This window comes from Rhizobium sp. SJZ105 (genome assembly GCF_007828365.1).
GTDB classification, from domain to species: Bacteria; Pseudomonadota; Alphaproteobacteria; order Rhizobiales; family Rhizobiaceae; genus Agrobacterium; species Agrobacterium tumefaciens.
In genome coordinates, this window is the sequence record NZ_VIUP01000011.1 from 50933 (window position 1) to 76683 (window position 25751).

Below are 25751 nucleotides of genomic sequence, written 5' to 3' on the forward strand. Positions count from 1 at the left end.
CTGATCCACAAGGACATATCCATGACTACTGAAATCGTACAACTGTGCCCGCTGATCCCGGCACTGGAAAAAGAACTCGCGCAGCGCTTCACTGTTCATCGCCTGTTTGAGGCGGCAGACAAGGCGGCGTTCCTTTCTGAAAAGGGTGCTGCAATCCGCGGCGTCGTCACCGGTGGCCATATCGGCCTTCCGGCGGATATCGGCGCCGCACTCCCCAATCTCGAGATCGTCGCCATCAACGGCGTCGGTTTCGACAAGGTGGATCTGGCGGAAGCCAAGCGACGCGGTTTCCGCGTTTCCAACACACCGGATGTTCTGACGGCGGATGTCGCTGACCTCGCGCTCGGTCTTGTTCTGGCGCAGGCGCGCAAGCTGCCGCAGGCTGACCAGCATGTGCGCACGGGGCAATGGCTGAAGGGTGATATGGGTCTTTCCACCCGTGTGGCCGGCCGCCGCTACGGCATTTTTGGCCTCGGCCGCATCGGTCAGGCGATCGCCAAAAGACTGGAAGGCTTTGATGCGCGCATTTCCTACACCGCCAGAAACCGTCGCGATGTTCCCTATGATTATCACGACAGCATCGAAGCGCTGGCCGCCAATTGCGACGTGCTGATCATCGCCGCCGCCGCCACCGCCGAAACGCGTCATATCGTCAATGCGGATGTGCTGAAGGCTCTCGGTCCCCAGGGTGTGCTCGTTAACGTGGCGCGTGGTTCGCTTGTGGATGAAAAGGCACTGGTCGAGGCGCTCTCGAGTGGCACGATCGGTGGCGCAGCGCTTGACGTCTTTGAAGATGAGCCACGTGTGCCGGAGGCGCTTTTCACCTTCGAAAACGTCACGCTCGCGCCGCATATCGGCAGCGGCACGCACCAGACCCGGCGCGCCATGGCCGATCTGGTTCTCGCCAATCTCGACGCGCATTTTGCCGGTAAAGAGCTCCCCACACCTGTCGTGTGATGGATAAGCATTGACGGTTGCAGTCAAACGCTGCAGCCGTTGCAACTCATGAGATTGGCTACGAAGTCCTGCAGCTCACGGTTCAGTGCTATGAAGTATTGAATGGGAAAAGCTTGTTTCACGGCGCAGATGCGCCGTGGCTCAATGCGGGCTCAAGGCCGGTATGTTGCAGGAGAGGTTTTGCCTTTGCCGACAATCTGATCGCGCGGTATTTGTCGCGCCATTTCGCTTCAATCCCCCGCCGCCGTTCATATTTATATAATATGTATAATCCTACTATTCTGCTTCCTTATACAGTAACGAGGCGGATAGTTGCGTTCCAAAGGCCCGAAGTCACGCTTGCAGAACCGGCCGCCGCGGACGAAGTCCGATGCGCCGCCATCCGACCGGCATGCGCTGCTTGAAGCGATGATCGATCATGTGCCGGATTTCATCTACGCCAAGGACCTGGAAGGCCGCTTTCTCTTCGCCAACCGTGCCATCGTCACCGAAAACGGCTTTGACACAGTCGAGGAACTGATCGGTCTCACCGATTACGATATTAACGGCGATGCGGCGCAGCGTGCCGGCATTCCAGAGACCGAGGCGCGGGTGATGCGCACGGGAGAGCCGGATCTCGGTTTTGAGGAACGCGCAATGCGCGGCGATATCGACCGCTGGCTGATGATGTCGCGCGTGCCGCTTAAGGACAAGAACGGCGCGATCATCGGTGTGGTTGGTGCATCCAGGGATATTACCCAGAAGAAAGCCTCGGAGCGCCTGCTTCAGGCGCAGGCGCATATTCTCGAAATGATTGTTGGGGCGGCGCGTATCGAGGATTTTCTCGAAGAATTTGTGAAAGCCATCGAAAACCTCGCTACGGGTCTTGCCTGCGCTGTTCGCGTATTCGATGCCGCGGCCGGCGAACCCTCGGTCTATGCCTCACCGGCGCTTTCACAGCATGCGGGGGTGACAGCACTCATCTCCAGCGTCAGCGATCCCGAAAGCCTGACCTATCCCGCAGGTAATGTGGCCTTCAGTTTCGATATTCCCGCCAGCGAAGGCAATGCGCACGGTTTCGTCTGGTGCATGTTGGCGGGCCGCACACCGGATGCGGGGCTTTTGGAGTTCATCGCCGCCGCCGCGCGCATGGCGGGTCTTGCGATCGATCGCAAACGGGCGGCGGAACATATCGCGTTTCTTGCCGATCACGACATGCTGACACGGCTGCCCAATCGCCGCTTTCTGGATACGAGACTGCCGGAGATACTGGCAGCATCGGCAAAAGCGAAGCGGCATGTCGGCATCGGCTTTCTTGATCTCGATAATTTCAAGCAGATCAACGATACGCTCGGCCACAGCGTTGGCGATGCTTTGTTGTCCAAAACGGCTGAGCGCATCTCGCGCAGTCTCGGTCGAAACGATCTGGTGCTGCGGGTGGGCGGGGATGAGTTCGTCATCATCCTGCATAAGCACAAGGACGATTTCGAAAGCCGCCTGCAACATATCCGGGCTGCGGTCTCGCAGCCGCTGCGCCTCGGCAACTACGATATCAAGGTCACATGCAGCATTGGCATGGCATTTTTCCCGGAGCACGGGGAAACCACGGCGGAAATTGTCGCTGCGGCCGATCTTGCGATGTATGAGGCCAAGCATAGCGGGCGAGATGGCATTGCAACCTTCACGCCGCGCATGGCGGATGATCTGAGGAAGAAGTTCACCCGTATCGAGGAATTGCGCAAGGCGGTGCAAAGCGACGAATTCGTTCTACACTATCAGCCGCAGGTCGACCTTCTGACCGGTCGCATCAGCGGCGTGGAGGCGCTGGTGCGCTGGCGGCACCCGGTGGAAGGTCTGCTCGGCCCCGCGGAATTCATCGGCCTTGCGGAAGAAACCGGCCTCATCGTGGAACTTGGGGAAAGCGTTCTGAAGAAAGCCTGCCTTCAGGCGCAGGCATGGTGCAATGCCGGGCTGCCGCCCGTCAAAATGGCGGTCAACATTTCACCCAGGCAATTTCAGGGCGGCCTTGTGGAGCAGATCAGGTCTGCGCTCACGCAATCCGGCCTTGCACCGTCTCTGTTGGAAATCGAGATCACCGAAACCCTCATCATTCAGGATGTGGAAACATCCGTGCGGATCATGCGCGTCATCAAGGAGATGGGCGTCAGCCTGGCACTGGATGATTTCGGCATTGGTTATTCCTGTCTCGGCATGCTTAAGACCTTCCCCCTGTCGTGCATGAAGATAGATCGGTCGTTCCTCACCCATCTGCCGGAAAAAACCAAGGACAGCGCCATCGTCTCCATCATGATCCAGCTTGCGGGGTCTCTGGGCATCGATGTCATTGCCGAGGGCGTCGAGACCGGCGAACAGGCAGCGTTTCTGCGCACTGCCGGCTGCCCCTATGGGCAGGGTTATTACTTCAGCCGCCCGGTGCAGGCGGATGCGATCGAGGCAATGTTGGGGACTATGATGACTTTCCCCGCTGGTCTATCGAACGACATGCAATAATTTCCACCTCGGTGGACTGCCTCTAACCGGATTCGCCGGGCGCGAATTGGCGGAAGGCACGTTGCGCTGTCTTTGCCGCATAGTGGCGCCGGGAGGGAGTGCGGCTATATCACCCTTCTTGCGACTCCACGCGGCATCAAAAGCCCGCATCCCCTCATCTTCATCCATGAAACTTGATGCCTTTCCCAAGCGATTGCGGGATTGGGCGCAAGTTTGTTCTAGTATTGTAATTCAAAAATATTAGAAATAATTTGCACTATAACTAAGTAATAAATATCGAAATCACCAAATAAAACATTTATATATTATATATTGAACTATTAATTTGTTGTAATTTTACTACGTTATTTGAATGTATTCTCTAAGTGTATTTGTATTCTTTAGATTTGAATTGCGAGTCTCCCGTAATTTCTGCCATTTGCTGAATCAGCGCAGAGAAGCGGGCGGCAGGGAAAAGACCAGCCCTCGGTTTTGCGCATTCGTTGAAAAATTTTTGACTGGAGATTAAAAATGAACATCAAGAGCCTCCTCATCGGCTCCGCTGCCGCTCTCGCAGCAGTATCCGGCGCACAGGCCGCTGACGCTATCGTCGCTGCCGAACCCGAGCCCATGGAATATGTTCGCGTCTGCGACGCCTTCGGCACCGGCTTCTTCTACATCCCCGGCACCGAAACTTGCCTGAAGTTCGACGGTTATGTTCGTTTCCAGACCGACTTCGGTCGTAACCAGTCCGGCACTTCCGACTGGGATGCCACGACGCGCGGTCAGTTCAACATCGACACCCGCACCGACACCGAACTCGGCGCTCTGCGCGGCTACATCGGTCTGCGCGGCCAGGCCGACAACGACACTGACCGTAACGTCGTTCTCGATCAGGCTTTCATCGAACTCAGCGGCCTGAAGGTCGGTTTCTACTACAACTGGTGGGATGACGGTCTCTCTGGCGAGTATGACCAGCTCAGCTCCAACCGCACCCGTCTGAACGCCATCCGTTACACCTACGACGCAGGCTCCTTCTACGTTGGTGCCGCTGCTGAAGAGCTGGAAGGCTCGCGCAAGGGCACGTCTGAGCTTGGCGTTTCAAAGGGCGGCAAGTTCAAGACCAACACGAACGATGTCGGCGTAAGCGCCATCATCGGCGGCAAGTTCGGCGGCGTTAAGGCCAACCTGCTCGGCGCTTACGACACCAACCAGGAAAACGGTGCAATCCGTGCAATCGTCACGGCTGACATCGGTCCGGGCACCCTTGGCCTCTCCGGCGTATGGGCTTCCGGCGCCAACTACTACTACGAAGAATCCGAATGGTCGGTTGCTGCCGAATATGCCATCAAGGCAACCGACAAGCTGACCATAACCCCCGGTTTCCAGTACTTCGGCACGATCGATATCGGTGCTAACAACGACTTCGTTGGCAACCGCGATGCATGGCGCGCTGGCGTAGCTACAAGCTACAAGATCACCTCCGGCCTCTCCACGAAGGTTGCAGTGACCTATCAGGACGTGGACGGCAAGAAGGGTGTAAACGGCGGTGGCGACAGCTGGACCGGCTTCCTTCGTCTCGAGCGTTCGTTCTAATACCCGACACAAGAAAAAAGCATAAACCGGGTTAGATGACTCAGATCCACCCCGCTCTTGAGCGGGTGAGTGCTAGCTCCAGTCAAAGTTCCTGACATGATGTCAGGTTTGCTCCCCGGACCCCTCCAGGCCGGGGAGATTTTGTTTTGAGGAAAGTTCCGGCAGATTTTTGTCAACAATGTCGTTGCGGGCATTTGCGGGCGGGTCGCTGGGTTGGCGGGTTGCCGGTCCTGGAGATCAGGTTGCGCTATCGCTCGCCAGGCATTGGTACCGGCGGCTGGGGAGGGTGCACTGGCTCTTCGAAGGTTCGCAGCAAACGGCCCCAGCCCGGATCATGCATATGCGCTTCAAGACCCGCGCGGGCGGCGAGTGCCAGTGCCTCTTCCTGTCCAAAGGAGAGAGCCGCATCGACGTCGGTCGTCAGAACACGGCCGTTTTCCATCAGCATCTTGCCATCGACGAAAACGGTATCGACGTCGCTTCCCAGAACCTGATGCACGAGACGGTGCACCGGCATCCACATCGGCATCAGATGTGGCTTGCGCATGTCGATGACGACGACATCGGCCTTTTTGCCAATTTCGAGCGAGCCGATTTCATCTTCCATGCCGATGGCGTGGGCGGCGTCGATGGTAATCATTTCGAATATCTTGCCCGGCGGCAAAAGGTAGCGATCGTGATTGTGCAGCAGGTGCTGCGTGAATTGCGCCAGACGGGCGGTCTGGAGCATATCGAAGTGACGGCTGGGTGCCGCGCCGTCGGTGGTGATGGCTACTCGAATCCCCTTGGAGATCATTTCCATGATCGGCGTTGAGCGGCCCGGCGGGGCGTGGGTCACGCGCGTGCCGGTTTCCGCCAGAATGTCGATTTCTTCATGCGAGATGCCCCAGCAGTGCTGGAGGTGGATATCCGGGCCGAGAAGCGCATTTTCCTTATCCTGAAACGCCATGCGGATTTGTCCCGCAAATGCATCCGAATGTAGCCTGACGCCCATTTTCCGGGCCGTCTCGCGTATTCGGCGTGCCTGCATGCGGTCGTTTTCCGTCAGTTTCACCGCCTGGTCGGGGCTTGAAGCGTTGGAGGGTTCCACCGAGGGAACGATGGTAAAGGGTGTCAGAAAAACACTGATGCGTCCGTCTGCCGTTCCGTTCAGGGCGTCGATCGTGGCTTCGCTGCCCTCAATCATTTCCTCGAAGCTTACATTTCGGCGCTCCGGAGAGCCGCTTTCCCATCGGGTCACCGGGTGCGGCCAGGGCAGGCCGGAAGGTCCAACGCAGATGATTTCACGAAGCCCGATTTCGTCATAAGCGCGGGCGTGGTTGATGGCAAAGACGGGGTCGTCGGCGCGTGGCATCGAGGTGATGATGCTGGTACCGGTCGTCACGCCGGCGCGAAGCCGCTCGATGCCGGAGACCAGGCCGTCCGCATACCAGTAATCGCGTGTGACGTAGTGATAGTAGGTCGGCGTCACGACCTTCATCCACATGGCGTTGGTGTCGGCCGCAATGCTGCGGATCAGCGCGTGCCCTGCATGGCCATGGGCGTCAATGAGGCCGGGAATGATGAGTTTTCCCCGGCAATCTATGATCTGCTTGTCGGTGTGACGTGGCGCCAGCTGCGCTGCTGTACCGATGTCGACAATACGGTCGCCCTGAATGGCAAGGCCACAATCCTCGATGATGCGTCTTTCGCGATCCACCGTCACCATCGTGCCGTGCAGCAGCAGAAAATTCCCCATTTCGTCCTCTCCCTCATTGAAGCGTAGCTTGTATCCAGAACTTCGCGATTTTGGATACGATAATTGTCAACAATATTATTGACAATACGCCTGTGCGAAACAATACTCCGCCTTGCCCGGCCGGTAGGTCTGCCGGCTATCCAATGATTTATAAAAAGGGGGGATCAAATGTCCCGAATTAGAAGTTTCGTTCTGGCCGCCATGGCCGCCGCCGCCATTGCTGTTCCCGCAAACGCAGAAACCTTGCGTTGGGGCGGCCGCGCGGATCTCTACTCGCTTGATCCGTATTCGGTGCCTTCCACCTCCAACCTCGCCTTTCTCAATCATATCTATGAAGGGCTGGTGCGTTACGGGCCGGACTTCAAGATCGAGCCGGCGCTTGCGACGGAGTGGAAACTTGTTGATGAAAAAACATGGCGTTTCACCCTGCGCAAAGGTGTGAAGTTCCACGACGGTGCTGAGTTTACCGCTGACGATGTCGTTGCATCTTTCACGCGCGCTTCGGATGCCACCTCACCATTGCGCGGCAATATTCCGGTTTTCGCCGGCGTGAAGAAGGTCGATGATTACACCGTCGATCTGAACGTCACCGCGCCCACCTCGCTTTTCCTCAACGACATCACCAATATCTTCATCTTCAACGCCAAGTGGTTGAAAGATAACAACAGCGAAAAGCCGACCGACTTCGCTTCCAAGGTGGATGGCTACACGACGATGCACACCAACGGCACCGGCCCGTTCAAGCTTGAGAGCCGCGTTCCCGATAGCAAGACGGTTCTTGTCGCGAACGATTCCTGGTGGGATCAGAAAAAACACAATCTCGATCGCATCGAATTCGTGCCGATTGCCTCGGCCGCAACCCGCGTTGCAGCTTTGCTCTCCGGCGAAATCGACCTGATCGATTCCGCGCCGATCCAGGATCTGCCGCGTCTGGAATCCTCGCCCAACATCACGGTGAAGAAGCGCACCGAGCTGCGCACGCTGTTCATTGGCTTCAATCGCCGCGAAAAGCTGGAAGACGGCAAGCCCAACCCCTTCAACGATCTTCGCGTTCGCCAGGCATTCGAGGCGTCGATCGATCGTGATCTCATCAACAAGAAGGTCATGCGCGATCTTGCAAGACCGTCCGGCTCGCTTATTGCGCCTGAGATTGCGGGTTATGCCAAGTCGCTTGATACCTACCAGCCTGCCGATCCGGCAAAGGCGCAGAAGCTGCTTGCCGATGCGGGGATGAAGAACCTTGCATTCACCTATACCTGCATGAATGACGAAAGCATCAACGAGGAAGACATCTGCTCCGGCGTTGCCAACATGCTCAAACGCGGCGGTTTCCAGCCGACAATCGACATCGCCCCGCGTTCGGTACAGTCTCCCAAGCGCAATGGTGGCAAGGCCGATGTCTTCAACCTCAGCTGGGCGAACGAGCCCACGCTCGATGCCTTCTCGTTCCTGTCGCAGATCCTGTCGACCCGCAAGGGCGCGATGGGCGTATCCAACTATGGCGGCTGGTCTAACCCCGAGATCGACAAGCTGGTGGATCAGGCAGCACACGAGCAGGACAATAACAAGCGTCTCGCGCTTGAAGAAGCTGCATTGAAAATCGCCAAGGACGAGACGATGCTTGTTCCGCTGCACCAGCAGCCCATCGCCTGGGCCATGCTCGGAAAGGTCAAGAGCGTTGATTTCCGCGCCGACAACAAGCCGCGCCACTGGCTGACGCAGGTCGGCAAGTAATCCGGAAATATCAGGGAGGCATTGGGCATTTCGCTGAACGCCTCCCTGAATGCTCCGCTGCCGGTGCAATTGTTGACAATGTTACGGGCGCATGCGGCCCGTACCCCGTCTCTTGCAAAAATGGGCAAACCTGCCTGCCTTTTGGCCACGGGTTTGCATCCGAGAGGTTACAATGCTGGTTTTCATCATCAAGCGTATGGGAAATGCCATTCTGGTCATGCTTTCCGTCGCGCTTATTGCATTTCTCATTTTCAGGCTTGCCGGAGACCCGGTAGAGCTGATGGTGGGGGAGCAGACATCGCAGGAAGATCGCGCCGCGTTGCGTGAGCGTCTTGGTCTTAACGACAGTCTGCCAACGCAATATCTGCGGTTTGTCAAAGATGCCGCCCAGGGCAATTTCGGCGTTTCCTATCGCAACGGCCAGCAGGTGCTGCCGCTGATCGCGGAGCGGTTTCCAGCCACGCTGGAACTGGTTCTGGTGGCCACAATCATATCGCTTGTCGTCGGCCTGCCGCTTGGGGTGCTGACGGCGATCAGGCGCGGAAAGTGGTATACGGAGGGCCTGCAATTCCTGTCGATTGTCGGCGTCTCGCTGCCAAGCTTTGTTGTCGGCATTCTGCTTATTCTTGTCTTTTCGGTCAGCCTCGGCTGGGCGCCGGCCTTTGGTCGCGGTGATGTCGTGCAGCTCGGCTGGTGGTCCACCGGCCTGCTCACCTCATCGGGGCGTGCCGCACTCATTCTGCCTGCCATCGCGCTCTCGCTTTACCAGATCACGCTCGTCATGCGTCTGGTCCGCGCTGAGATGCTGGAGGTGCTGCGGTCCGATTTCGTGAAGTTCGCCCGTGCACGCGGCATTCCCCGCTGGCGCATTTATTTCCGCCATGCGCTGCGCAACTGTCTTATGCCTGTTGTGACGCTGACGACGATGAATGTCGGTTCGCTCATCGCTTTTGCGCTCATCACCGAGACGGTGTTTCAGTGGCCGGGCATGGGCATGCTGTTCATACAGGCGGTGACGTTTCTCGATATCCCCGTCATGGCGGCCTATCTCTGCATCATTTCCTTCATCTTCGTTGTCCTCAACACGTTCGTCGACATTGCCTATGCGGTGATCGATCCGCGTCTGCGCACTGCGCGCTAACCGAAGGGAGCCGGTTTCATGGCCACAGACCTTCCGCAAACGGCAAAACCTGCCCGCCCGTCGCTCATCAAGCGCATACGCAACAGCGATCTCTACTGGTCGTTCAGCCACAGCAGATCGGCCAAGATCAGCGCGCTGATCCTTGCAGTCCTCATCCTCGCCGCCGTTTTCGCGCCCCTGATCGCACCGCAGAACCCTTATGACGGCGCTTCGCTCGACATGTGGAAGGCCGAACTGCCGCCGGTGTGGCAGGAGGGCGGCGAATGGCCCTTTCTGCTCGGCACGGATACGCAAGGGCGCGACATGCTCTCCGCTATCCTCTACGGCACGCGCATATCGATAGTCATCGGTGTTGCCTCGGTGGCGCTTTCCTTGGTCATCGGCATGACTGCCGGGCTTGTGGCCGGTTATTTTGGCGGTTTTGCCGATAATCTCCTGATGCGCATCGGCGATATCACGCTCTCCATTCCGACAATTCTGGTGGCAATTCTCGTCTCCACGGTCGTCAGACAGATGCTTCCGGACAATCTTCGCGAGGTCGGCGCGTCTGCCGTGCTCATTCTCGCCATCGCGCTTTCCGCCTGGGTGCAATATGCGCGCACCGTGCGTGCCCAGGCGATTGTCGAAACCGGCAAGGACTATGTGCAGGCAGCGAAGCTGATCGGCGTTCCCGCGCGCCGCATCATGGCAAACCATATTCTGCCCAATACGCTGACGCCAATCATGGTTGCCGCCACGCTCAACTTCGGCATGGCGATCCTGACTGAAGCGACGTTGTCGTTCCTCGGCATCGGCATGCCACCTAGCCAGCCGTCGCTCGGAACGCTGATCCGCATCGGCAACCAGTTCCTGTTTTCCGGTTCCTGGTGGATCGTGTTGTTTCCCGTTTTCCAGCTCTGCCTGCTCGTCGTCACCGTCAACCTTCTGGGTGACTGGCTGCGCGATGCGCTCAATCCGAAACTGAGGTGAGTTCCATGTACGATCTTCTGCTCCGCAACGTCAGGCCCATGGCGGGCGACACCTGCGATATTCTGGTAAGACAGGGAAAGATTGCCGGTTTTGGAAAGTTCGAGGCCGAACCCGGCATGGCGGTCGAGGATGGCAACGGTGCAATCGTCGCGCCCGGTCTCATCGATGCACACACCCATCTCGACAAGACGACATGGGGCATGCCCTGGCATGAGAACAACCGTGCCGCCATCCTGCGCGGACGGATCGATTTCGAGCGCGAGAACCGCACCCAGATCGGTATCGATCCGCACCGCCAGTCCATGCGCCACGCCATCGGCCTTGCTGCAAACGGCGGCACGCATATCCGCAGCCATGTGGATATCGATCCGACCCACGGCCTGAAGCTTGTCGAAGGCATATGGGAAACACGTGAGAAGCTGAAAGGCATCATCGACATCGAGGTCGTTGCCTTCCCGCAGTCCGGCGTCATGGTCATGCCCGGCACGGTGGAGTTGCTGGACGAGGCCCTGAAACAGGGATGCGAAGTCCTTGGCGGCATCGATCCCTGCGGCATCGATCGCGATCCCAAAGGTCAGCTCGATATCCTCTTTCAACTCGCGGTCAGGCACGGCGTGCCGATCGACATTCACCTGCATGAGGCTGCCGATCTCGGCGCCTTCACGATGGAGCTGATCTTCGAGCGTGTTCGTGCCAATGGCATGGAAGGCAAGGTCGCAATCAGCCACGCCTTTGCGCTGGGCATGAATGATTACATCAGGGTCGGCAAGCTGATCGATGAAATCGCCCGGCTCGATGTGGCGATCCTGACGACGGGCGCGCCCTCGGCAACCGTGCCGTCGATAATGCGGCTAAAGGAAGCCGGCGTTCGCGTTGGCGGCGGTTGCGACGGCATTCGCGATACCTGGGGACCCTGGGGCCAGCCGGATATGCTCGACCGGGCCAAGATCATCGGCATGAAGAACGGCTTGCGCTCGGATATCGAGCTTGCGCATGTCCTCCATATCGTCTCGCAGGGCGGTGCCGATGTCATGGGCCTCAAGGATTACGGTCTTGAGGTTGGCTGTGCCGCAGACTTCACGCTGCTGACCGGCGAAACATTGGCCCATGCCGTTGTCGATGTCGCGCCGCGGCCGCTGGTCGTAAAGGGCGGACGCGTGACCGCCAGAGGCGGCAAGGCTGTGGTGGAGGCGCCATGATGAGCAATCCGCTACAGTCTATCGCTCTCGGTGAACGGCCCTCCGGTCGCACGCTGCTCACCGCAAACTGGGTGGTCGGTCATAAGGACGGGTCTCACCGGCTGTTGAAAAACGGCGAAGTGGTTTTCGAGAACGGCGAAATCCTTTTTGTCGGCCATGGCTTTCCGGGCGAGGTCGCGCGGCGCGTCGATTTCGGCAATGCCCTGATCAGCCCCGGCCTGATCGACCTCGATGCGCTTTCCGATTTCGATACGACTATTTTGGGGATCGACAATCACCCCGGCTGGGCGAAGGGCCGTGTCTGGCCGCGCTCCTATGTCGAGGCCGGTCCTTACGAGATGTATTCCGAGGAGGACCTTGCCTTCCAGAAACGTTTCGCCTTTGGCCAGCTTCTCCTCAACGGCATCACCACGGCGGCACCCATTGCCTCGCTGTTTTATCGTGAATGGGGAGAAACGGTCGCTGAATTCGAGGCTGCGGCCGATGCTGCCGGCGAACTTGGTCTCCGGGTCTATCTCAGCCCCGCCTTCCGCTCCGGCGGCATGGTGCTGGAAGAGCCGGGGCGCATGGTGCCCGTGTTCGATGAGGAACGCGGTCTTCAGGGGCTGAAGGAAGCAGTGTCGTTCATCGAACGGCAGACCGGAAGACACGGCGACCTCGTCCGCGGCCTTCTCGCACCTGATAGGGTTGAAACATCGACGCTCACCCTGCTCGAAAGAACCGATGCGGCCGCCCGTGATCTCGGCTGCAAATTCCGGCTGCACATGGCGCAGGGCACCATGGAAGTTGACACGGTTCGCAAGCTGCATGGCTCGACTGCACCGGTATGGCTCGCAAAAGCAGGCCTGCTGAGCGACCGCCTTATCGCGCCGCATGCCACCAATGCGACGCAGGAAGATCTGGCGCTCTATGCGGAAAACGGCGTGTCGATCGTCCACTGTCCGCTGGTGTCTGCCAGAAGCGGCAGTACGCTGTCGTCCTTCTCCGCGTGCCGGCAGCTCGGAATAAACATTGCGATGGGCACCGATACGGCGCCCGCCGACATGCTGATGAACCTGCTTGTCGGTCTCATCACCTGCCGCATCAATGACGGTGCTCCAGATAAGATCCGCTCGGCCGATCTGTTCGACGCCGCCACACTCGGCGGCGCTCGGGCGCTGGGTCGCTCCGATCTCGGACATCTTTCCAAGGGTGCGCGCGCCGATATCGCGGTCTTCGGTCTGGATGACACGGTCATGGCACCGAGCCTCGATCCGATCACGACGATTGTCACTGGCGGTTCGGGCAAAATCGCGCGCGCCGTGTTTGTCGATGGCCGTCTCTCCATGCGGGAAAGACAGGTCGCGAACATCGACATGGCGAGCGCCCGCATTCAGGCGCAGGCACAATTCGATGGGCTGATCGCGAAATATCCCGAGCGAAGCTGGGCAAATCCGCCCGTTTCGGAAATCTTCCCCCCGAGCTACCCGGTGGAGGTGAATACGAATGGATGACATGAACCAGTCGGTTATCGATGTCCGCAATTTGAAAGTCGAGTTCCCTGGCCGCCGGGGAACGGTGACGGCACTTTCGGATATCAGCCTTTCCATCCGCCCCGGCGAAATTCTCGGTGTGGTCGGGGAGTCCGGTGCCGGAAAATCCATGACCGGCCTTGCGATACAGGGCCTGCTCGAAAAACCGGGCCGCATCGCGGATGGCGAAATATGGCTTGGGTCGCGTCGTATCGATCAACTCGATGACAGGGCGATGGAAAGCATCCGTGGCCGGGAAATCGGCGCGATTTTTCAGGATCCGCTCACCTCGCTCAATCCGCTGTTCACGGTTGGCGCGCAGCTTGTGGAGACAATCCGCCAGCATCTGCCGCTTTCGAAAAGGGATGCAAAGGCACGCGCAGTCCAGCTTTTGCGTGATGTCGGTATTCCATCTCCGGAAGAGCGCGTCGATCACCATCCGCATCAATTCTCCGGTGGTATGCGCCAGCGCGTCGTCATAGCGCTCGCACTTGCGGCGTCGCCGAAACTGATCATCGCCGACGAACCGACGACGGCGCTTGACGTGTCGATCCAGGCGCAGATCATCTCGCTGCTGCGCAAGCTCTGCAAGGAAAAGCAGACGGCTGTCATGCTGGTCACCCATGATATGGGCGTCATTGCCGAGGCAGCCGACCGCGTTGCCGTGCTTTATGCCGGCAGGTTGATAGAGGTGGGGCCGGTCGAGCAGGTTCTCCATGCGCCGAGGCACCCCTATACGCAGGGCCTGATGGCCTCCATTCCTTCGCTCGGCGCGCGAGTGGAACGGCTCAACCAGATCGACGGGGCCATGCCGCGTCTCGACGCCATCCCGCCCGGATGCGCCTTCAATCCGCGCTGCGGCTTCTCAGGACCGCGCTGTCTTCGAGAGCGGCCGGAACTGGAAGCGGTGGGTGATGGCGCCAGCGCTTGCTGGATGAATGCAGGAGGTACAGCATGAACACGCCCGTTCAAAGAACACCCGCATTGACGGTCAAGGGCCTCACCAAGACTTTCGATGTCTCTGCACCATGGCTCAATCGGGTCATCGAGCGGAAGCCACGGCAATTCGTCCAGGCCGTGAACGACATCGATTTTACGGTTCCGGCGGGCGGCTGTCTCAGCATCGTAGGGGAAAGCGGCTGCGGCAAGTCCACGGTTGCCCGTCTGGTGACCGGGCTGTTCCGGCCAAGCGCGGGTGATTTCCACTTCGCCAAGGGTCGAAAGGATACACCGCTTTCGGCGCAGATGATCTTTCAGGATCCCTATGCCTCGCTCAATCCGCGCTGGCGGGTGAAGAATATCATTGCCGAACCCATCCGCGAACTGAAACTTCGTGCGACCCGGGCCGAGACCATGGAACGGGTGGAGGAACTGTTGCTGACGGTTGGTCTGTCTGCTTCGGACGGCGAAAAGTTTCCGCATGAATTTTCAGGCGGCCAGCGTCAGCGCATCTCCATTGCTCGCGCTTTGGCAAGTGAGCCCGAGTTTCTGGTCTGTGACGAGCCTACATCGGCACTCGATGTATCGGTGCAGGCGCAGGTGCTGAACCTGATGCGACGCCTCCAGGACGAGTTGGGGCTGACCTACCTGTTCATCAGCCATGACATGAGCGTGGTTCGCCACATGTCGGATCGCATCGCGGTCATGTATCTTGGCCGCATTGTGGAGGAGGGCGACACGGAGGAGCTGTTCGCCCGCCCGCGTCACCCCTATACCCAGCTTCTGCTGCAGACCATTCCCAATATCGACGCGCCGCGCCGTGACCGGGAACTGGTTGCCGGTGAAGTTCCAAGCCCGCTCAAACCGCCATCGGGATGCACGTTTCATCCGCGTTGCCCGCTTGCAACGGCGCGCTGTTCGGCGGAGGTGCCAAAGGTGCGCACGCTTGCCGGCGGCACACGTGTCGCCTGCCATCTCGTGGCGGACGAAGAAGAGCTGGTTGTGAAGGAAAGAGAACTCGTCTGACCGTCGGGTCAGGCGAGTGCGGCGCGCAGATCGTGGGAAAGGTCGCGGATTTCGCTGAGATCGAGTTCCGCTTCCACATGTTCCAGATGGTGGGTCATCAGATGCGTGGCTTTCGCCGGGTCGTTATTGGCAATCGCATCGACGATTTCCGCATGCTCGTCCGGTCCGCAATTGAAGCGGTCGGTGTTGCGGTAAACGGCGGTGATGAGAGAGGAACGCGAAATGAGGTCGCGCATGGTGGTGAACAGGAAATCGGAACCGGCCGTTTCCGCAAGCAGCAGATGGAACCCGCCGGAGAGCTTGATGATATCTGTGGTGATGTTGTGAGCATTGGCCACGCGCTCCTTGGCGACATGGTCGCGAAGCCGTTTCAGATCGGCCTTGGTGGCCGATTTGCACAGACGTTCAACGACACATTGCTCCACGGTGCGACGCACGAAGAACACATCTCTGGCTTCTTCGACCGATGGTTTCGAAACGAAGGCGCCGCGATTGGGAACGATGGTGACGAGACCGTCGCGCTCCAGAACGGACAGGGCCTGACGGATACGTGCACGGCTGACACTGAAAATTGTCGCCAGTTGTTCTTCCTTCAGCTGCACGCCGGGACGCAGCCGCCGCTCAGCGATGGACAGCCAGACTTTCTCGACAATTTGCTGTGTGGACTGGCCGTTCTGCTCGGTCATTTTGTTCGCTCTCCATTAGGGTTAGAAAAGCGTGATGCCGCCGAAAAAGTCAACTGTTTCAACAGGGTTTTGGTTGCATAATTGTCAACAATATGAAACAATATTGTATACTATAAACGGGACAACGTCATGGAATTCGACTTCACCACGCTTGAGCCGCAGAGCCGCTATCGGTTGCTGACGAATTTTATTGGTCCACGGCCGATAGCGCTTGTCACGACCCGCTCGGAAGCGGGCCACAACAATGCAGCGCCGATGAGCTTTTTCAACGTCTTCTCCCATGATCCGCCCATCGTTGTTCTCGGAATCCAGCCGCGTCTGAATGGCGAGGAGAAGGACACGATGGCCAATATTCGCCGCACCGGCGAGTTTGTCGTCAACATGGTCGATATGACTATTTCCGAACATATGCTTGTCTGCGGCCTCGGTTTCGACAGCGAGGTCGACGAACTTTCCATGGCGCAGCTGACGCCGACGCCCTGCAACAAGATCGATGCAAGCTTTGCAGCGGAATCGCCCTGCGCCTTCGAGTGCCGGGTGGAGCGTCTGATCGATTATCCGCGCCGGACGCTGGTGCTGGGGGAGGTCGTGCACATGCATGTCCACAGGGACTGCCTCGACAAGGAGGGGCATTATGTCGATCCGGACCGATACCAGCCGATCGCACGCCTCCATGCCGACAATTACATTACCTCGGATCGCCAGTTCGTCTTGAAGGCGCCCCCCATTACCGACTTCATCAAGCCAGATGGCAAGTGACAGTCCCGAAAGGCTGACCTGAATGCATATTCGTCTGATCAACCCGAACTCAACCGCCTCGATGACGGCGCAGGCGCTCGAGAGCGCCTTGCGCGTCAGGCAGGCGGATACGAAGATTTCCGCTGCAAACCCTGTCGATACGCCGGTCAGTATCGAAGGCGGGGCCGATGAGGCGCTGGCTGTTCCCGGCATGCTGGAGGAAATCCGCAAGGGCGAGCGGCTGGGCGTCGATGCCTATGTCATTGCCTGCTTTGATGATCCGGGCCTGCATGCGGCGCGTGAAGTCGCGCGTGGTCCCGTGATCGGCATCTGCCAGGCCGGCATTCAGGTGGCGATGACGATCAGCCGCCGCTTTTCCATCATCACAACGCTGCCGCGCTCCATCCCCATTATCGAAGATCTCGTCGATAGCTACGGTGCACAGCGGCATTGCCGCAGGGTTCGTGCCATCAATCTGCCGGTGCTGGGTCTTGATGAGGATCCTCTTGCAGCCGAGGCGATGTTGATCCGCGAAATCGAAGCGGCCAGGAAAGAAGATGCGGCAGAAGCCATCATCCTCGGTTGCGCCGGCATGTCCGCACTGTGCGACAGGCTGCGCGAGGCAACCGGCGTCCCTGTCATCGATGGTGTCACGGCCGCCGTCAAGCTGGCCGAAGCCCTGGTGGGCGCGGGTTACGTGACATCCAAGGTCAATGCCTATGATTATCCGCGGGTGAAGGAAACCAAGCTCGTCGCCTGACCGGGAAAGGCGGGTGCGGCAAAGCGCCTCCACGGCGTTTGCGACAAAGCCCGCCTCGCTCTAGTGTCTGCTTTCGCGCCGGTCCGCAGAATGGCCGCGCGGGATGGGAGGCAGGATGATCGACAAGCTGGAGTTTTTCATTGCACTTGCGCGCGCGGAGCATTTCGGGCGGGCCGCGGAGGAGTGCGGCATCTCGCAGCCGACGCTGTCTGCGGCCATCCGGCAACTGGAAGATCAGCTCGGTGTCGTGCTCGTCGTGCGTGCGGCGCGATATCAGGGCCTGACGCCGGAGGGGCAGCGGGTTCTCGAATGGGCAAGGCGCATCGTTGCCGATACACGCACGATGCGGGAGGAAATGCGGGCTGCGCGCAAAGGTCTCGCCGGCCATATCCGGCTTGCCGTCATCCCCACCGCTCTCGCCATGGTGCCCAGGCTCACGGAACCCTTTCAGGCGCGTCACCCGGCAGTCACGTTTTCCGTCACCTCCCGCACGTCGTTGCAGGTTCTCAGCCAGATCGAAAATCTCGAAATCGACGCGGGAATCACCTATCTCGACAACGAACCTCTGGGCCGGGTGACGACGGTTCCGCTTTACTCGGAGCGATATCACCTGATTGCGGCCGCAGGCACGCCTCTTGCCGATCAAGAGAGCGTGACCTGGAAGCAGGTTTCTGGTCTTCGGCTTTGCCTATTGACTTCCGACATGCAAAACCGCCGCATTATCAACAAGCACATGGCCGAAGCGGGTGTTGAAGCGAAACCCACGCTCGAATCCAATTCGATGATTGTACTGTTTTCCCATATCCGAACCGGACAATGGGCTTCAATTATGCCGCGTAACATCGCGGAATCGTTTGGTTTTCCAAAGCAGATCCGAATGATCCCGATTGTCGAGCCCGATGCCGAGCATCTTGTCGGCCTCATCGCCACCTATCGTGAACCGCATACGCCACTTGTTTCCGCACTGCTGCATGAGGCCCGATTGCGCGTCGCGGCCTCCGCTTTTGATAGAAATTTCCTATCGACTGACGGAAAGACGATATTGACCTGATCTTGCTCCGCTCGCCATTCTTTCGCCATCAGGCAGCGCGGCGCGCCGGACAAGGATGTGGAGGTCCTCCGGTTCAAACGCCCGCCACCTGTCAGTTTGGGAGGACTGGCTCATGAATATTCGTGCTGTCGCCGCAGATGAGGCGACGCGTGTGCAGGCTATCATTGACGACTGTCTGCATATGGAAGGGCCAATGCTGCCCATCCTGCACAGGGTGCAGGAAGAATTCGGCTATGTGCCTGATAGCGTCAAACAGGTGATCGCCCTGGCCCTCAACGTATCGCGTGCCGAAGTGCATGGTGTTGTGAGCTTCTATCCCGATTTTCGCGACCATCCCGGCGGGCGCCATGTGCTGAAGCTCTGTCGGGCCGAGGCTTGCCAGTCGATGGGCTGCGAGTCTCTTGCCGACACCATCAAGGGGAAACTTGGTCTCGACTGGCACCAGACGGCAAAGGATGGCTCGGTCACACTCGAGCCGGTCTTCTGTCTCGGGCTCTGCGCCCAGGCACCCGCGCTGATGCTGGATGGCGAGGTTCATGCCAGAGTGGATGAGCACTGTCTTGGCGACATTCTGGCGGAGGTGCGTCGATGAGCGTGACCGTTTTCGTGCCTTGCGATTCCGCAGCACTCGCCGTTGGTGCTGACCGCGTTGCCGAAGCAATCCAGAGTGAGGCCGCGGCCCGCAATCTTGATATTCGCCTTGTCCGCAACGGTTCGCGCGGCCTGCTCTGGCTTGAAGTGCTGGTAGAGGTCGACACCCATCATGGCCGCGTTGCTTATGGTCCGGTCAAAGCTTCTGATGTTTCCGGGCTGTTCGATGCGGATTTTCTTGATGGCGGCGAACATGCGCTCTGTCTTGGGCTGACCGAAGAAATCCCTTTCCTGAAGGCTCAGACGCGCCTGACGTTTGCGCGCTGCGGCGTGACCGATCCGCTTTCGCTGGAAGACTACCGTGCCAACAAGGGCATGAAGGGGTTGGAGAGAGCCGTTGCACTCACCCCCTCGGAGATCGTCAAACAGGTCACCGATAGCGGCCTTCGCGGACGGGGTGGCGCCGGTTTTCCGACCGGTATCAAGTGGAAAACCGTGGCGGATGCCACCGCCCATCAGAAATACATTGTCTGCAATGCGGATGAGGGCGACAGCGGCACCTTTGCCGACCGTATGATCATGGAAGGCGATCCCTTTGTCCTTATCGAGGGCATGGCCATTGCCGGCCTCGCGGTTGGTGCAACGAAGGGCTACATCTACACCCGCTCCGAATATCCCCATGCCGTTAGGACGATGGAAAAGGCCATCGACATTGCTCGGCGAGAAGGGGTGATCGGCGCGTCTGTGCTGGGTTCGGGTCGCGCGTTCGATCTCGAGGTGCGCATGGGCGCCGGAGCCTATGTATGCGGTGAGGAAACCTCGCTGCTCAACAGTCTCGAAGGCAAGCGCGGCACGGTGCGCGCCAAGCCGCCGCTTCCCGCCCTGCAGGGGCTGTTCGGCAAACCGACGGTAGTCAACAATGTCATTTCTCTCGCTTCGATCCCTGTGATCATGGATCGCGGCGCGGCGTTCTACCGGGATTTCGGCATTGGTCGTTCGCACGGCACAATCCCGATCCAGCTTGCCGGAAACATCAGACATGGCGGACTTTACGAGACCGCTTTCGGTCTGCCGCTCGGGCAATTGGTCAACGAAATCGGTGGCGGCACCATTACTGGCCGGCCGGTCAAGGCGGTTCAGGTCGGCGGCCCATTGGGCGCTTATTTCCCGGTGTCGCTGTTTGATACGCTGTTCGACTACGAGGCATTTACCGCCGCTGGCGGCCTGATCGGTCATGCCGGCATTGTCGTCTTTGACGACACCGCCGATATGCTGCGCCAGGCGCGTTTTGCCCTGGAATTCTGTGCCGTCGAAAGTTGCGGAAAGTGTACGCCATGCCGGATCGGTTCGACACGCGGTGTCGAGACGGTGGACAAGATTTCCCTTGGAATAGAAGCAGAGCGAAATACGGCGCTGCTTGAGGATCTCTGCGAAACCATGAAGTTCGGTTCGCTCTGCGCGCTAGGCGGATTCACGCCTTATCCCGTGATGAGCGCGCTCAGGCACTTCCCGCAGGATTTTGCACCCATCCCACGTGTCGAAGCGGCGGAGTGAGACCATGGCCCTTATATCTGAAATCGACTACGGAACACCAAAATCCACCTCGACAGAGATGGTCACGCTAACGATAGACGGCCGCGAGATCACCGTGCCGGCGGGAACGTCCATCATGCGTGCTTCGAGAGAAGCGGGCATCGATGTTCCCAAACTCTGCGCCACCGATATGGTCGATGCCTTCGGTTCCTGTCGCCTCTGTCTCATCGAGGTGGAGGGCCGCAATGGCACCCCCGCCTCCTGCACCACGCCAGTGGCGGCCGGTCTTGTCGTCCACACCCAGACGGAACGCCTGAAGCAGATCCGCAAGGGTGTGATGGAGCTTTATATCTCCGACCATCCGCTCGACTGTCTCACCTGCGCCGCAAATGGCGATTGCGAATTGCAGGATATGGCCGGCGCCGTCGGCCTGCGTGACGTGCGTTACGGCTATGATGGCGACAACCATGTGAAGGCCCGTGCCGGCGATGGCGACCTCAACGCCAACTGGATGCCAAAGGACGAGAGCAACCCGTATTTCACCTACGATCCGTCGAAGTGCATCGTCTGTTCCCGCTGCGTGCGCGCCTGTGAGGAAGTGCAGGGAACGTTCGCATTGACGATCGAAGGGCGCGGCTTTGAAAGCCGTGTTTCGCCCGGCGCCCACGAGGCATTTCTTGATTCCGAATGCGTTTCCTGCGGCGCCTGCGTGCAGGCCTGTCCGACGGCGACGCTGACTGAAAAATCGGTGATCGACATCGGCCAGCCCGAACATTCGCTGGTCACCACCTGCGCTTATTGCGGTGTCGGCTGTTCGTTCAAGGCGGAAATGCGTGGCGAAGAGCTGGTTCGCATGGTGCCGTGGAAGGACGGTCAGGCAAACCGTGGCCATTCCTGCGTCAAGGGTCGCTTCGCTTATGGGTATGCCAGCCACCGCGACCGCATTCTCAACCCGATGGTCCGTGAAAAGATCAGCGACCCGTGGCGCGAAGTGACGTGGGACGAGGCGTTTGCCCATGTCGCCTCCGAATTCCAGCGCATTCAGGGAACCTATGGCCGCGAATCCATCGGCGGCATCACCTCGTCCCGCTGCACCAATGAAGAGACCTTTCTGGTCCAGAAGCTCATCCGCGCCGGTTTCGGCAACAACAATGTCGATACCTGCGCCCGCGTCTGTCATTCGCCGACGGGGTACGGGTTGGGGCAGGCGTTCGGCACCTCTGCCGGAACGCAGAATTTCGATTCCGTCGAACATTCGGATGTTGTCCTCGTCATCGGCGCCAACCCGACGGACGGGCACCCGGTGTTCGGCTCACGCCTGAAGAAGCGCCTGCGCCAGGGCGCAAAGCTGATCGTCATCGATCCGCGCCGCATCGATCTCGTTCGCACGCCGCATGTGGAGGCGTCGTTCCATTTGCCGCTGAAGCCCGGAACGAATGTGGCGGTGCTGACAGCGCTTGCCCATGTCATCGTCACCGAAGGATTGTTCGACGAGGCCTTCATCCGCGAGCGTTGCGACTGGTCGGAATTTGAGGACTGGGCCGCGTTCGTGGCCGAACCGCAGCATGGCCCGGAGGAAACCGAAGTCTTTACCGGCGTTCCCGCCGATGAGCTGCGCGGTGCCGCCAGGCTCTTTGCCAAGGGCGGCAATGGCGCAATCTATTACGGACTTGGCGTTACCGAACACAGCCAGGGCTCCACGACCGTCATGGCGATTGCCAATCTGGCCATGGCGACCGGCAACATTGGTCGCCCCGGTGTCGGCGTCAATCCGTTGCGCGGCCAGAACAATGTGCAGGGCTCCTGCGACATGGGGTCTTTCCCGCATGAGCTTCCCGGTTATCGTCATATATCCGACGATGCCACCCGGGAAATATTCGAAAAGCTCTGGGGCGTTACCCTCAACAACGAGCCGGGGCTGCGCATCCCCAACATGCTGGATGCAGCCGTCGATGGCAGTTTCAAGGGCATCTACATTCAGGGCGAAGACATTCTCCAGTCGGACCCGGACACCAAGCATGTTTCAGCCGGTCTTGCCGCGATGGAATGTGTTGTCGTGCACGACCTGTTCCTGAACGAGACGGCGAACTACGCGCATGTCTTCCTGCCGGGTTCCACCTTCCTCGAAAAGGATGGCACGTTCACCAATGCCGAACGCCGCATCAATCGTGTGCGCAAGGTCATGTCGCCGAAAAACGGCTATTCGGATTGGGAGGTCACCCAGAAGCTGGCTCAGGCCATGGGGCTGAACTGGAACTATACGCACCCGTCGCAGATCATGGATGAAATCGCCGCCACGACGCCGAGCTTTGCCGGCGTTTCCTATGACTATCTGGAGAGCAGAGGCTCGGTGCAGTGGCCGTGTAACGAAAAATTCCCGGAAGGCTCGCCGATCATGCATGTGGACGGGTTCGTGCGCGGCAAGGGCAAGTTCATCCGCACCGAATATGTGGCGACGGACGAGCGTACCGGCCCGCGCTTTCCGCTGCTGCTCACCACCGGCCGCATTCTGTCGCAGTACAATGTCGGCGCGCAGACACGGCGCACCGAAAACGTCGTCTGGCATGAGGAGGATCGTCTCGAAATCCATCCGCATGATGCCGAACAGCGTGGCGTCAAGGATGGTGACTGGATCAAGCTCGCCAGCCGCTCGGGCGATACGACGCTACGGGCGCTGATCACCGATCGCGTTGCGCCGGGGGTGGTCTATACCACCTTCCACCATCCGGGCACGCAGGCAAACGTCATCACCACCGACTACTCCGACTGGGCGACGAACTGTCCGGAATACAAGGTAACTGCGGTTCAGGTCTCGCCCTCGAACGGGCCGACCGAATGGCAGGAAGGATATGACGCGCTCAGCCGCCGTTCGCGGCGGATCGCAGGCAAGCTCGAGGCGGCCGAATAATCGGGGCCGGGGCAATCCCGGCCTTTTGAAAACGTGAACGTCGTCCGTCAGGCGGCGCGGGGAAAACAGCCATGTTGCTTAATCACACCGACGAAAAACTGGTGAGAATGGCGAACCAGATCGCGACTTTTTTTCTTTCCCAGCCGGAGGATATCCGCGTTGAGGGGGTCGCCACGCACATTAACAAATTCTGGGAACCCCGTATGCGCAAACGGTTTTTCGAGATGGTTGATGCCGGTGCCGGGGAGTTTTTGCCGCTGGTGCTCGCAGCAGCGCTCAAGATCAAGAGGCCGGGGGTGCCCGCCGCCGATGCGGTCGGGCTTGGCAAGGATGCCACGGGAACGCCGGAGGGCAAGGGCGTTGCTGCGGGCGAGTCCTTGTCCGAACCGAGCATTCCCGAAACCACGTAAAGCCAGACGGTAACACGCCGCAAACAGGTATTGCCGGATGGGGGACATCCGGCGTTCTCGGTAACGCCCGGTCGATGCGGCCAATGCGGGCGTATCATGGTTGTCCAGACATTCACGAGGGAGGTAGTGTCGATGGCAGTAGCAGGCGTATCTGCGGGAGGGCCGGTGCAAGCCGGGGTTCTAGACCGCGAACGGATCATAGCAAAACCCGGCTTCAACCGCTGGCTGGTACCGCCGGCGGCTTTGGCCATTCACTTGTGTATCGGCATGGCCTACGGCTTCAGCGTCTTCTGGCTGCCGCTGTCCAAGGCATTGCCGGCAACGGACCCCAGTTGCTCCAGCCTTACCCTTGTCGGGGCACTGTTCACCACGGAGTGCAACTGGCGTGTGGCCGATCTTGGCTGGATCTATACGCTCTTCTTCGTCTTGCTCGGATGCTCGGCGGCGATCTGGGGCGGTTGGTTGGAAAGGGTCGGACCGCGCAAGGCCGGCTTCGTTTCCGCCTGCTGCTGGTGCGGCGGCATTCTGGTTGCAGCGATTGGCGTGATGACGCATCAGCTCTGGCTGATGTGGGTCGGGGCAGGTGTCATCGGCGGCGTTGGTCTTGGTCTCGGTTACATCTCGCCGGTCTCGACATTGATCAAATGGTTTCCGGACCGGCGCGGCATGGCAACCGGCATGGCCATCATGGGCTTCGGCGGCGGCGCTATGATCGGCGCACCGCTTGCCAATCTGCTCATGAATACCTTCAAGACGGATACATCAGTCGGTGTCTGGCAAACGTTCGTCGTCATGGCATTGATCTATTTCGTCTTCATGATGGCGGGTGCCTTCGGTTACCGCATTCCACCGGCGGGCTGGCGTCCGGAAGGCTGGACGGCCCCGGCGGCCAAAAGTGCCATGATCACCAATCGTCACGTTCATCTGCGTGATGCGCACAAGACGAAGCAGTTCTGGCTCATCTGGGCGGTTCTGTGCCTCAACGTGTCAGCGGGTATCGGCGTGATCGGCATGGCATCGCCAATGTTGCAGGAGATTTTCGCGGGTTCGTTGATCGGTCTGCCCGGCGTTGGTTTTGCGGACCTCAACATCGAGCAGAAAGCATCGATCGCCGCCATCGCGGCCGGGTTCACGGGCCTGCTGTCGCTGTTTAACATCGGTGGCCGCTTCTTCTGGGCTTCCATGTCCGACAAAATCGGCCGCAAGAACACTTACTTCTGCTTCTTCGTGCTTGGCATCATTCTTTATGCGCTTGCCCCGACGCTGGCAACGATGGGTTCCAAGGCGTTCTTCGTTCTTGCCCTCGGCATCATCCTGTCGATGTATGGCGGCGGCTTTGCAACCATTCCCGCCTATCTTGCCGACATATTCGGCACGCAGTTCGTCGGCGCGATCCATGGCCGCCTGCTGACGGCATGGGCAACGGCGGGTATCGCCGGGCCTGTTGTCGTCAACTACATCCGCGAGGCACAGATTGCGGCCGGTGTCGCGCCGGGTCCCGCACTCTATACCAGCACCATGTACATCCTGGCGGGGATGCTCGCGATCGGCCTCGTCGCCAACGCGTTTGTCCGACCGCTGCCGGAGAAATGGTTCATGTCGGATGCGGAGGTTGCGACACTTCAGGCCAAGACTGCAGCTGCCAATGCAGGGCCCACCGGTTCCTTCGGTATCGGCAGGGGTGGTTTGGACGCCAAGGCCGCACTCGCCTGGGCAGCCGTCGGCATACCACTTCTCTGGGGCGTGTGGGTCACGGTCAAAAGCAGCCTTGTGCTGTTTGGCTGATTGCAACAAA

General features: G+C 59.3%; 20 protein-coding genes. 18 read left to right on the top strand and 2 right to left on the bottom strand.

Annotated features, from left to right (window positions below; genetic code table 11):
- Positions 1–21: 21 nt before the first annotated feature.
- From FB593_RS23095 to FB593_RS23105, 3 genes are all read left to right on the top strand, one after another.
- Entirely contained in the window at positions 22–957 is a 936-nt protein-coding gene (locus FB593_RS23095; RefSeq protein WP_035200409.1) for a 2-hydroxyacid dehydrogenase, read from the top strand.
- Between the two features lie 339 nt (positions 958–1296).
- Positions 1297–3447, top strand: coding sequence for a GGDEF and EAL domain-containing protein (locus FB593_RS23100; protein WP_145167035.1), 2151 nt, complete (start codon positions 1297–1299; stop codon positions 3445–3447).
- 510 nt (positions 3448–3957) lie between these two features.
- Positions 3958–5022, top strand: coding sequence for a porin (locus tag FB593_RS23105; RefSeq protein WP_035200411.1), 1065 nt, complete (start codon positions 3958–3960; stop codon positions 5020–5022).
- A 247-nt stretch (positions 5023–5269) separates the two neighbouring features.
- Here FB593_RS23105 and FB593_RS23110 read toward each other — a convergent pair whose 3' ends face one another.
- Positions 5270–6760 (bottom strand): amidohydrolase family protein, encoded by a 1491-nt coding sequence (locus tag FB593_RS23110; protein ID WP_145167026.1) that lies wholly within the window; start codon positions 6758–6760, stop codon positions 5270–5272.
- 168 nt (positions 6761–6928) lie between these two features.
- Between FB593_RS23110 and FB593_RS23115 the strand changes: the two genes are divergently transcribed.
- The 7 genes from FB593_RS23115 (at position 6929) to FB593_RS23145 (ending at position 15279) form a co-directional block, all read left to right on the top strand.
- Positions 6929–8494, top strand: a complete 1566-nt coding sequence (locus FB593_RS23115) for an ABC transporter substrate-binding protein (RefSeq protein ID WP_035200413.1) — start codon at positions 6929–6931, stop codon at positions 8492–8494.
- A gap of 172 nt (positions 8495–8666) precedes the next feature.
- Complete coding sequence (locus FB593_RS23120; protein ID WP_004431345.1) at positions 8667–9635, top strand: ABC transporter permease; 969 nt, start codon at positions 8667–8669, stop codon at positions 9633–9635.
- A gap of 18 nt (positions 9636–9653) precedes the next feature.
- Positions 9654–10604 carry an ABC transporter permease gene (locus tag FB593_RS23125; RefSeq protein WP_025594911.1) on the top strand — a complete coding sequence of 317 codons (951 nt, stop codon included), beginning with the start codon at positions 9654–9656 and terminating at the stop codon, positions 10602–10604.
- A gap of 5 nt (positions 10605–10609) precedes the next feature.
- Positions 10610–11803, top strand: a complete 1194-nt coding sequence (locus FB593_RS23130; RefSeq protein ID WP_145167027.1) for an amidohydrolase family protein — start codon at positions 10610–10612, stop codon at positions 11801–11803.
- A complete protein-coding gene (locus tag FB593_RS23135) occupies positions 11803–13296 on the top strand; it encodes an amidohydrolase family protein (protein WP_145167028.1) in 1494 nt (497 codons plus the stop codon). The genes FB593_RS23130 and FB593_RS23135 overlap by 1 nt, the downstream gene beginning before the upstream one ends.
- Positions 13289–14272, top strand: a complete 984-nt coding sequence (locus FB593_RS23140; RefSeq protein WP_004431353.1) for an ABC transporter ATP-binding protein — start codon at positions 13289–13291, stop codon at positions 14270–14272. The genes FB593_RS23135 and FB593_RS23140 overlap by 8 nt, the downstream gene beginning before the upstream one ends.
- The gene (locus tag FB593_RS23145; protein WP_004431354.1) at positions 14269–15279 is read left to right on the top strand and encodes an ABC transporter ATP-binding protein; all 1011 of its coding nucleotides are present in this window, start codon (positions 14269–14271) and stop codon (positions 15277–15279) included. Before FB593_RS23140 ends, FB593_RS23145 begins: the two co-directional genes overlap by 4 nt.
- 8 nt (positions 15280–15287) lie before the next feature.
- Here the strand turns inward: FB593_RS23145 and FB593_RS23150 are convergent, their stop codons facing one another.
- Complete coding sequence (locus FB593_RS23150; protein WP_004431355.1) at positions 15288–15965, bottom strand: GntR family transcriptional regulator; 678 nt, start codon at positions 15963–15965, stop codon at positions 15288–15290.
- A gap of 129 nt (positions 15966–16094) precedes the next feature.
- Between FB593_RS23150 and FB593_RS23155 the strand changes: the two genes are divergently transcribed.
- The 8 genes from FB593_RS23155 (at position 16095) to FB593_RS23190 (ending at position 25741) form a co-directional block, all read left to right on the top strand.
- Positions 16095–16724 carry a flavin reductase family protein gene (locus tag FB593_RS23155; protein WP_004431356.1) on the top strand — a complete coding sequence of 210 codons (630 nt, stop codon included), beginning with the start codon at positions 16095–16097 and terminating at the stop codon, positions 16722–16724.
- A 22-nt stretch (positions 16725–16746) separates the two neighbouring features.
- Complete coding sequence (locus tag FB593_RS23160; RefSeq protein WP_035200418.1) at positions 16747–17463, top strand: aspartate/glutamate racemase family protein; 717 nt, start codon at positions 16747–16749, stop codon at positions 17461–17463.
- A gap of 115 nt (positions 17464–17578) precedes the next feature.
- The gene (locus tag FB593_RS23165) at positions 17579–18514 is read left to right on the top strand and encodes a LysR family transcriptional regulator (protein ID WP_004431358.1); all 936 of its coding nucleotides are present in this window, start codon (positions 17579–17581) and stop codon (positions 18512–18514) included.
- Between the two features lie 112 nt (positions 18515–18626).
- Positions 18627–19106 carry a formate dehydrogenase subunit gamma gene (locus FB593_RS23170; protein WP_004431359.1) on the top strand — a complete coding sequence of 160 codons (480 nt, stop codon included), beginning with the start codon at positions 18627–18629 and terminating at the stop codon, positions 19104–19106.
- On the top strand, positions 19103–20659 hold the full coding sequence (locus FB593_RS23175) for a formate dehydrogenase beta subunit (protein WP_035200420.1): 1557 nt from the start codon (positions 19103–19105) through the stop codon (positions 20657–20659). The genes FB593_RS23170 and FB593_RS23175 overlap by 4 nt, the downstream gene beginning before the upstream one ends.
- Positions 20660–20663: 4 nt before the next feature.
- Positions 20664–23546, top strand: coding sequence for a formate dehydrogenase subunit alpha (gene fdhF / locus FB593_RS23180; protein ID WP_035200422.1), 2883 nt, complete (start codon positions 20664–20666; stop codon positions 23544–23546).
- 71 nt (positions 23547–23617) lie between these two features.
- The gene (locus tag FB593_RS23185) at positions 23618–23956 is read left to right on the top strand and encodes a formate dehydrogenase subunit delta (RefSeq protein ID WP_019566726.1); all 339 of its coding nucleotides are present in this window, start codon (positions 23618–23620) and stop codon (positions 23954–23956) included.
- 132 nt (positions 23957–24088) lie between these two features.
- A complete protein-coding gene (locus FB593_RS23190; RefSeq protein WP_035200423.1) occupies positions 24089–25741 on the top strand; it encodes an OFA family MFS transporter in 1653 nt (550 codons plus the stop codon).
- The last annotated feature ends 10 nt before the right edge of the window (positions 25742–25751 follow it).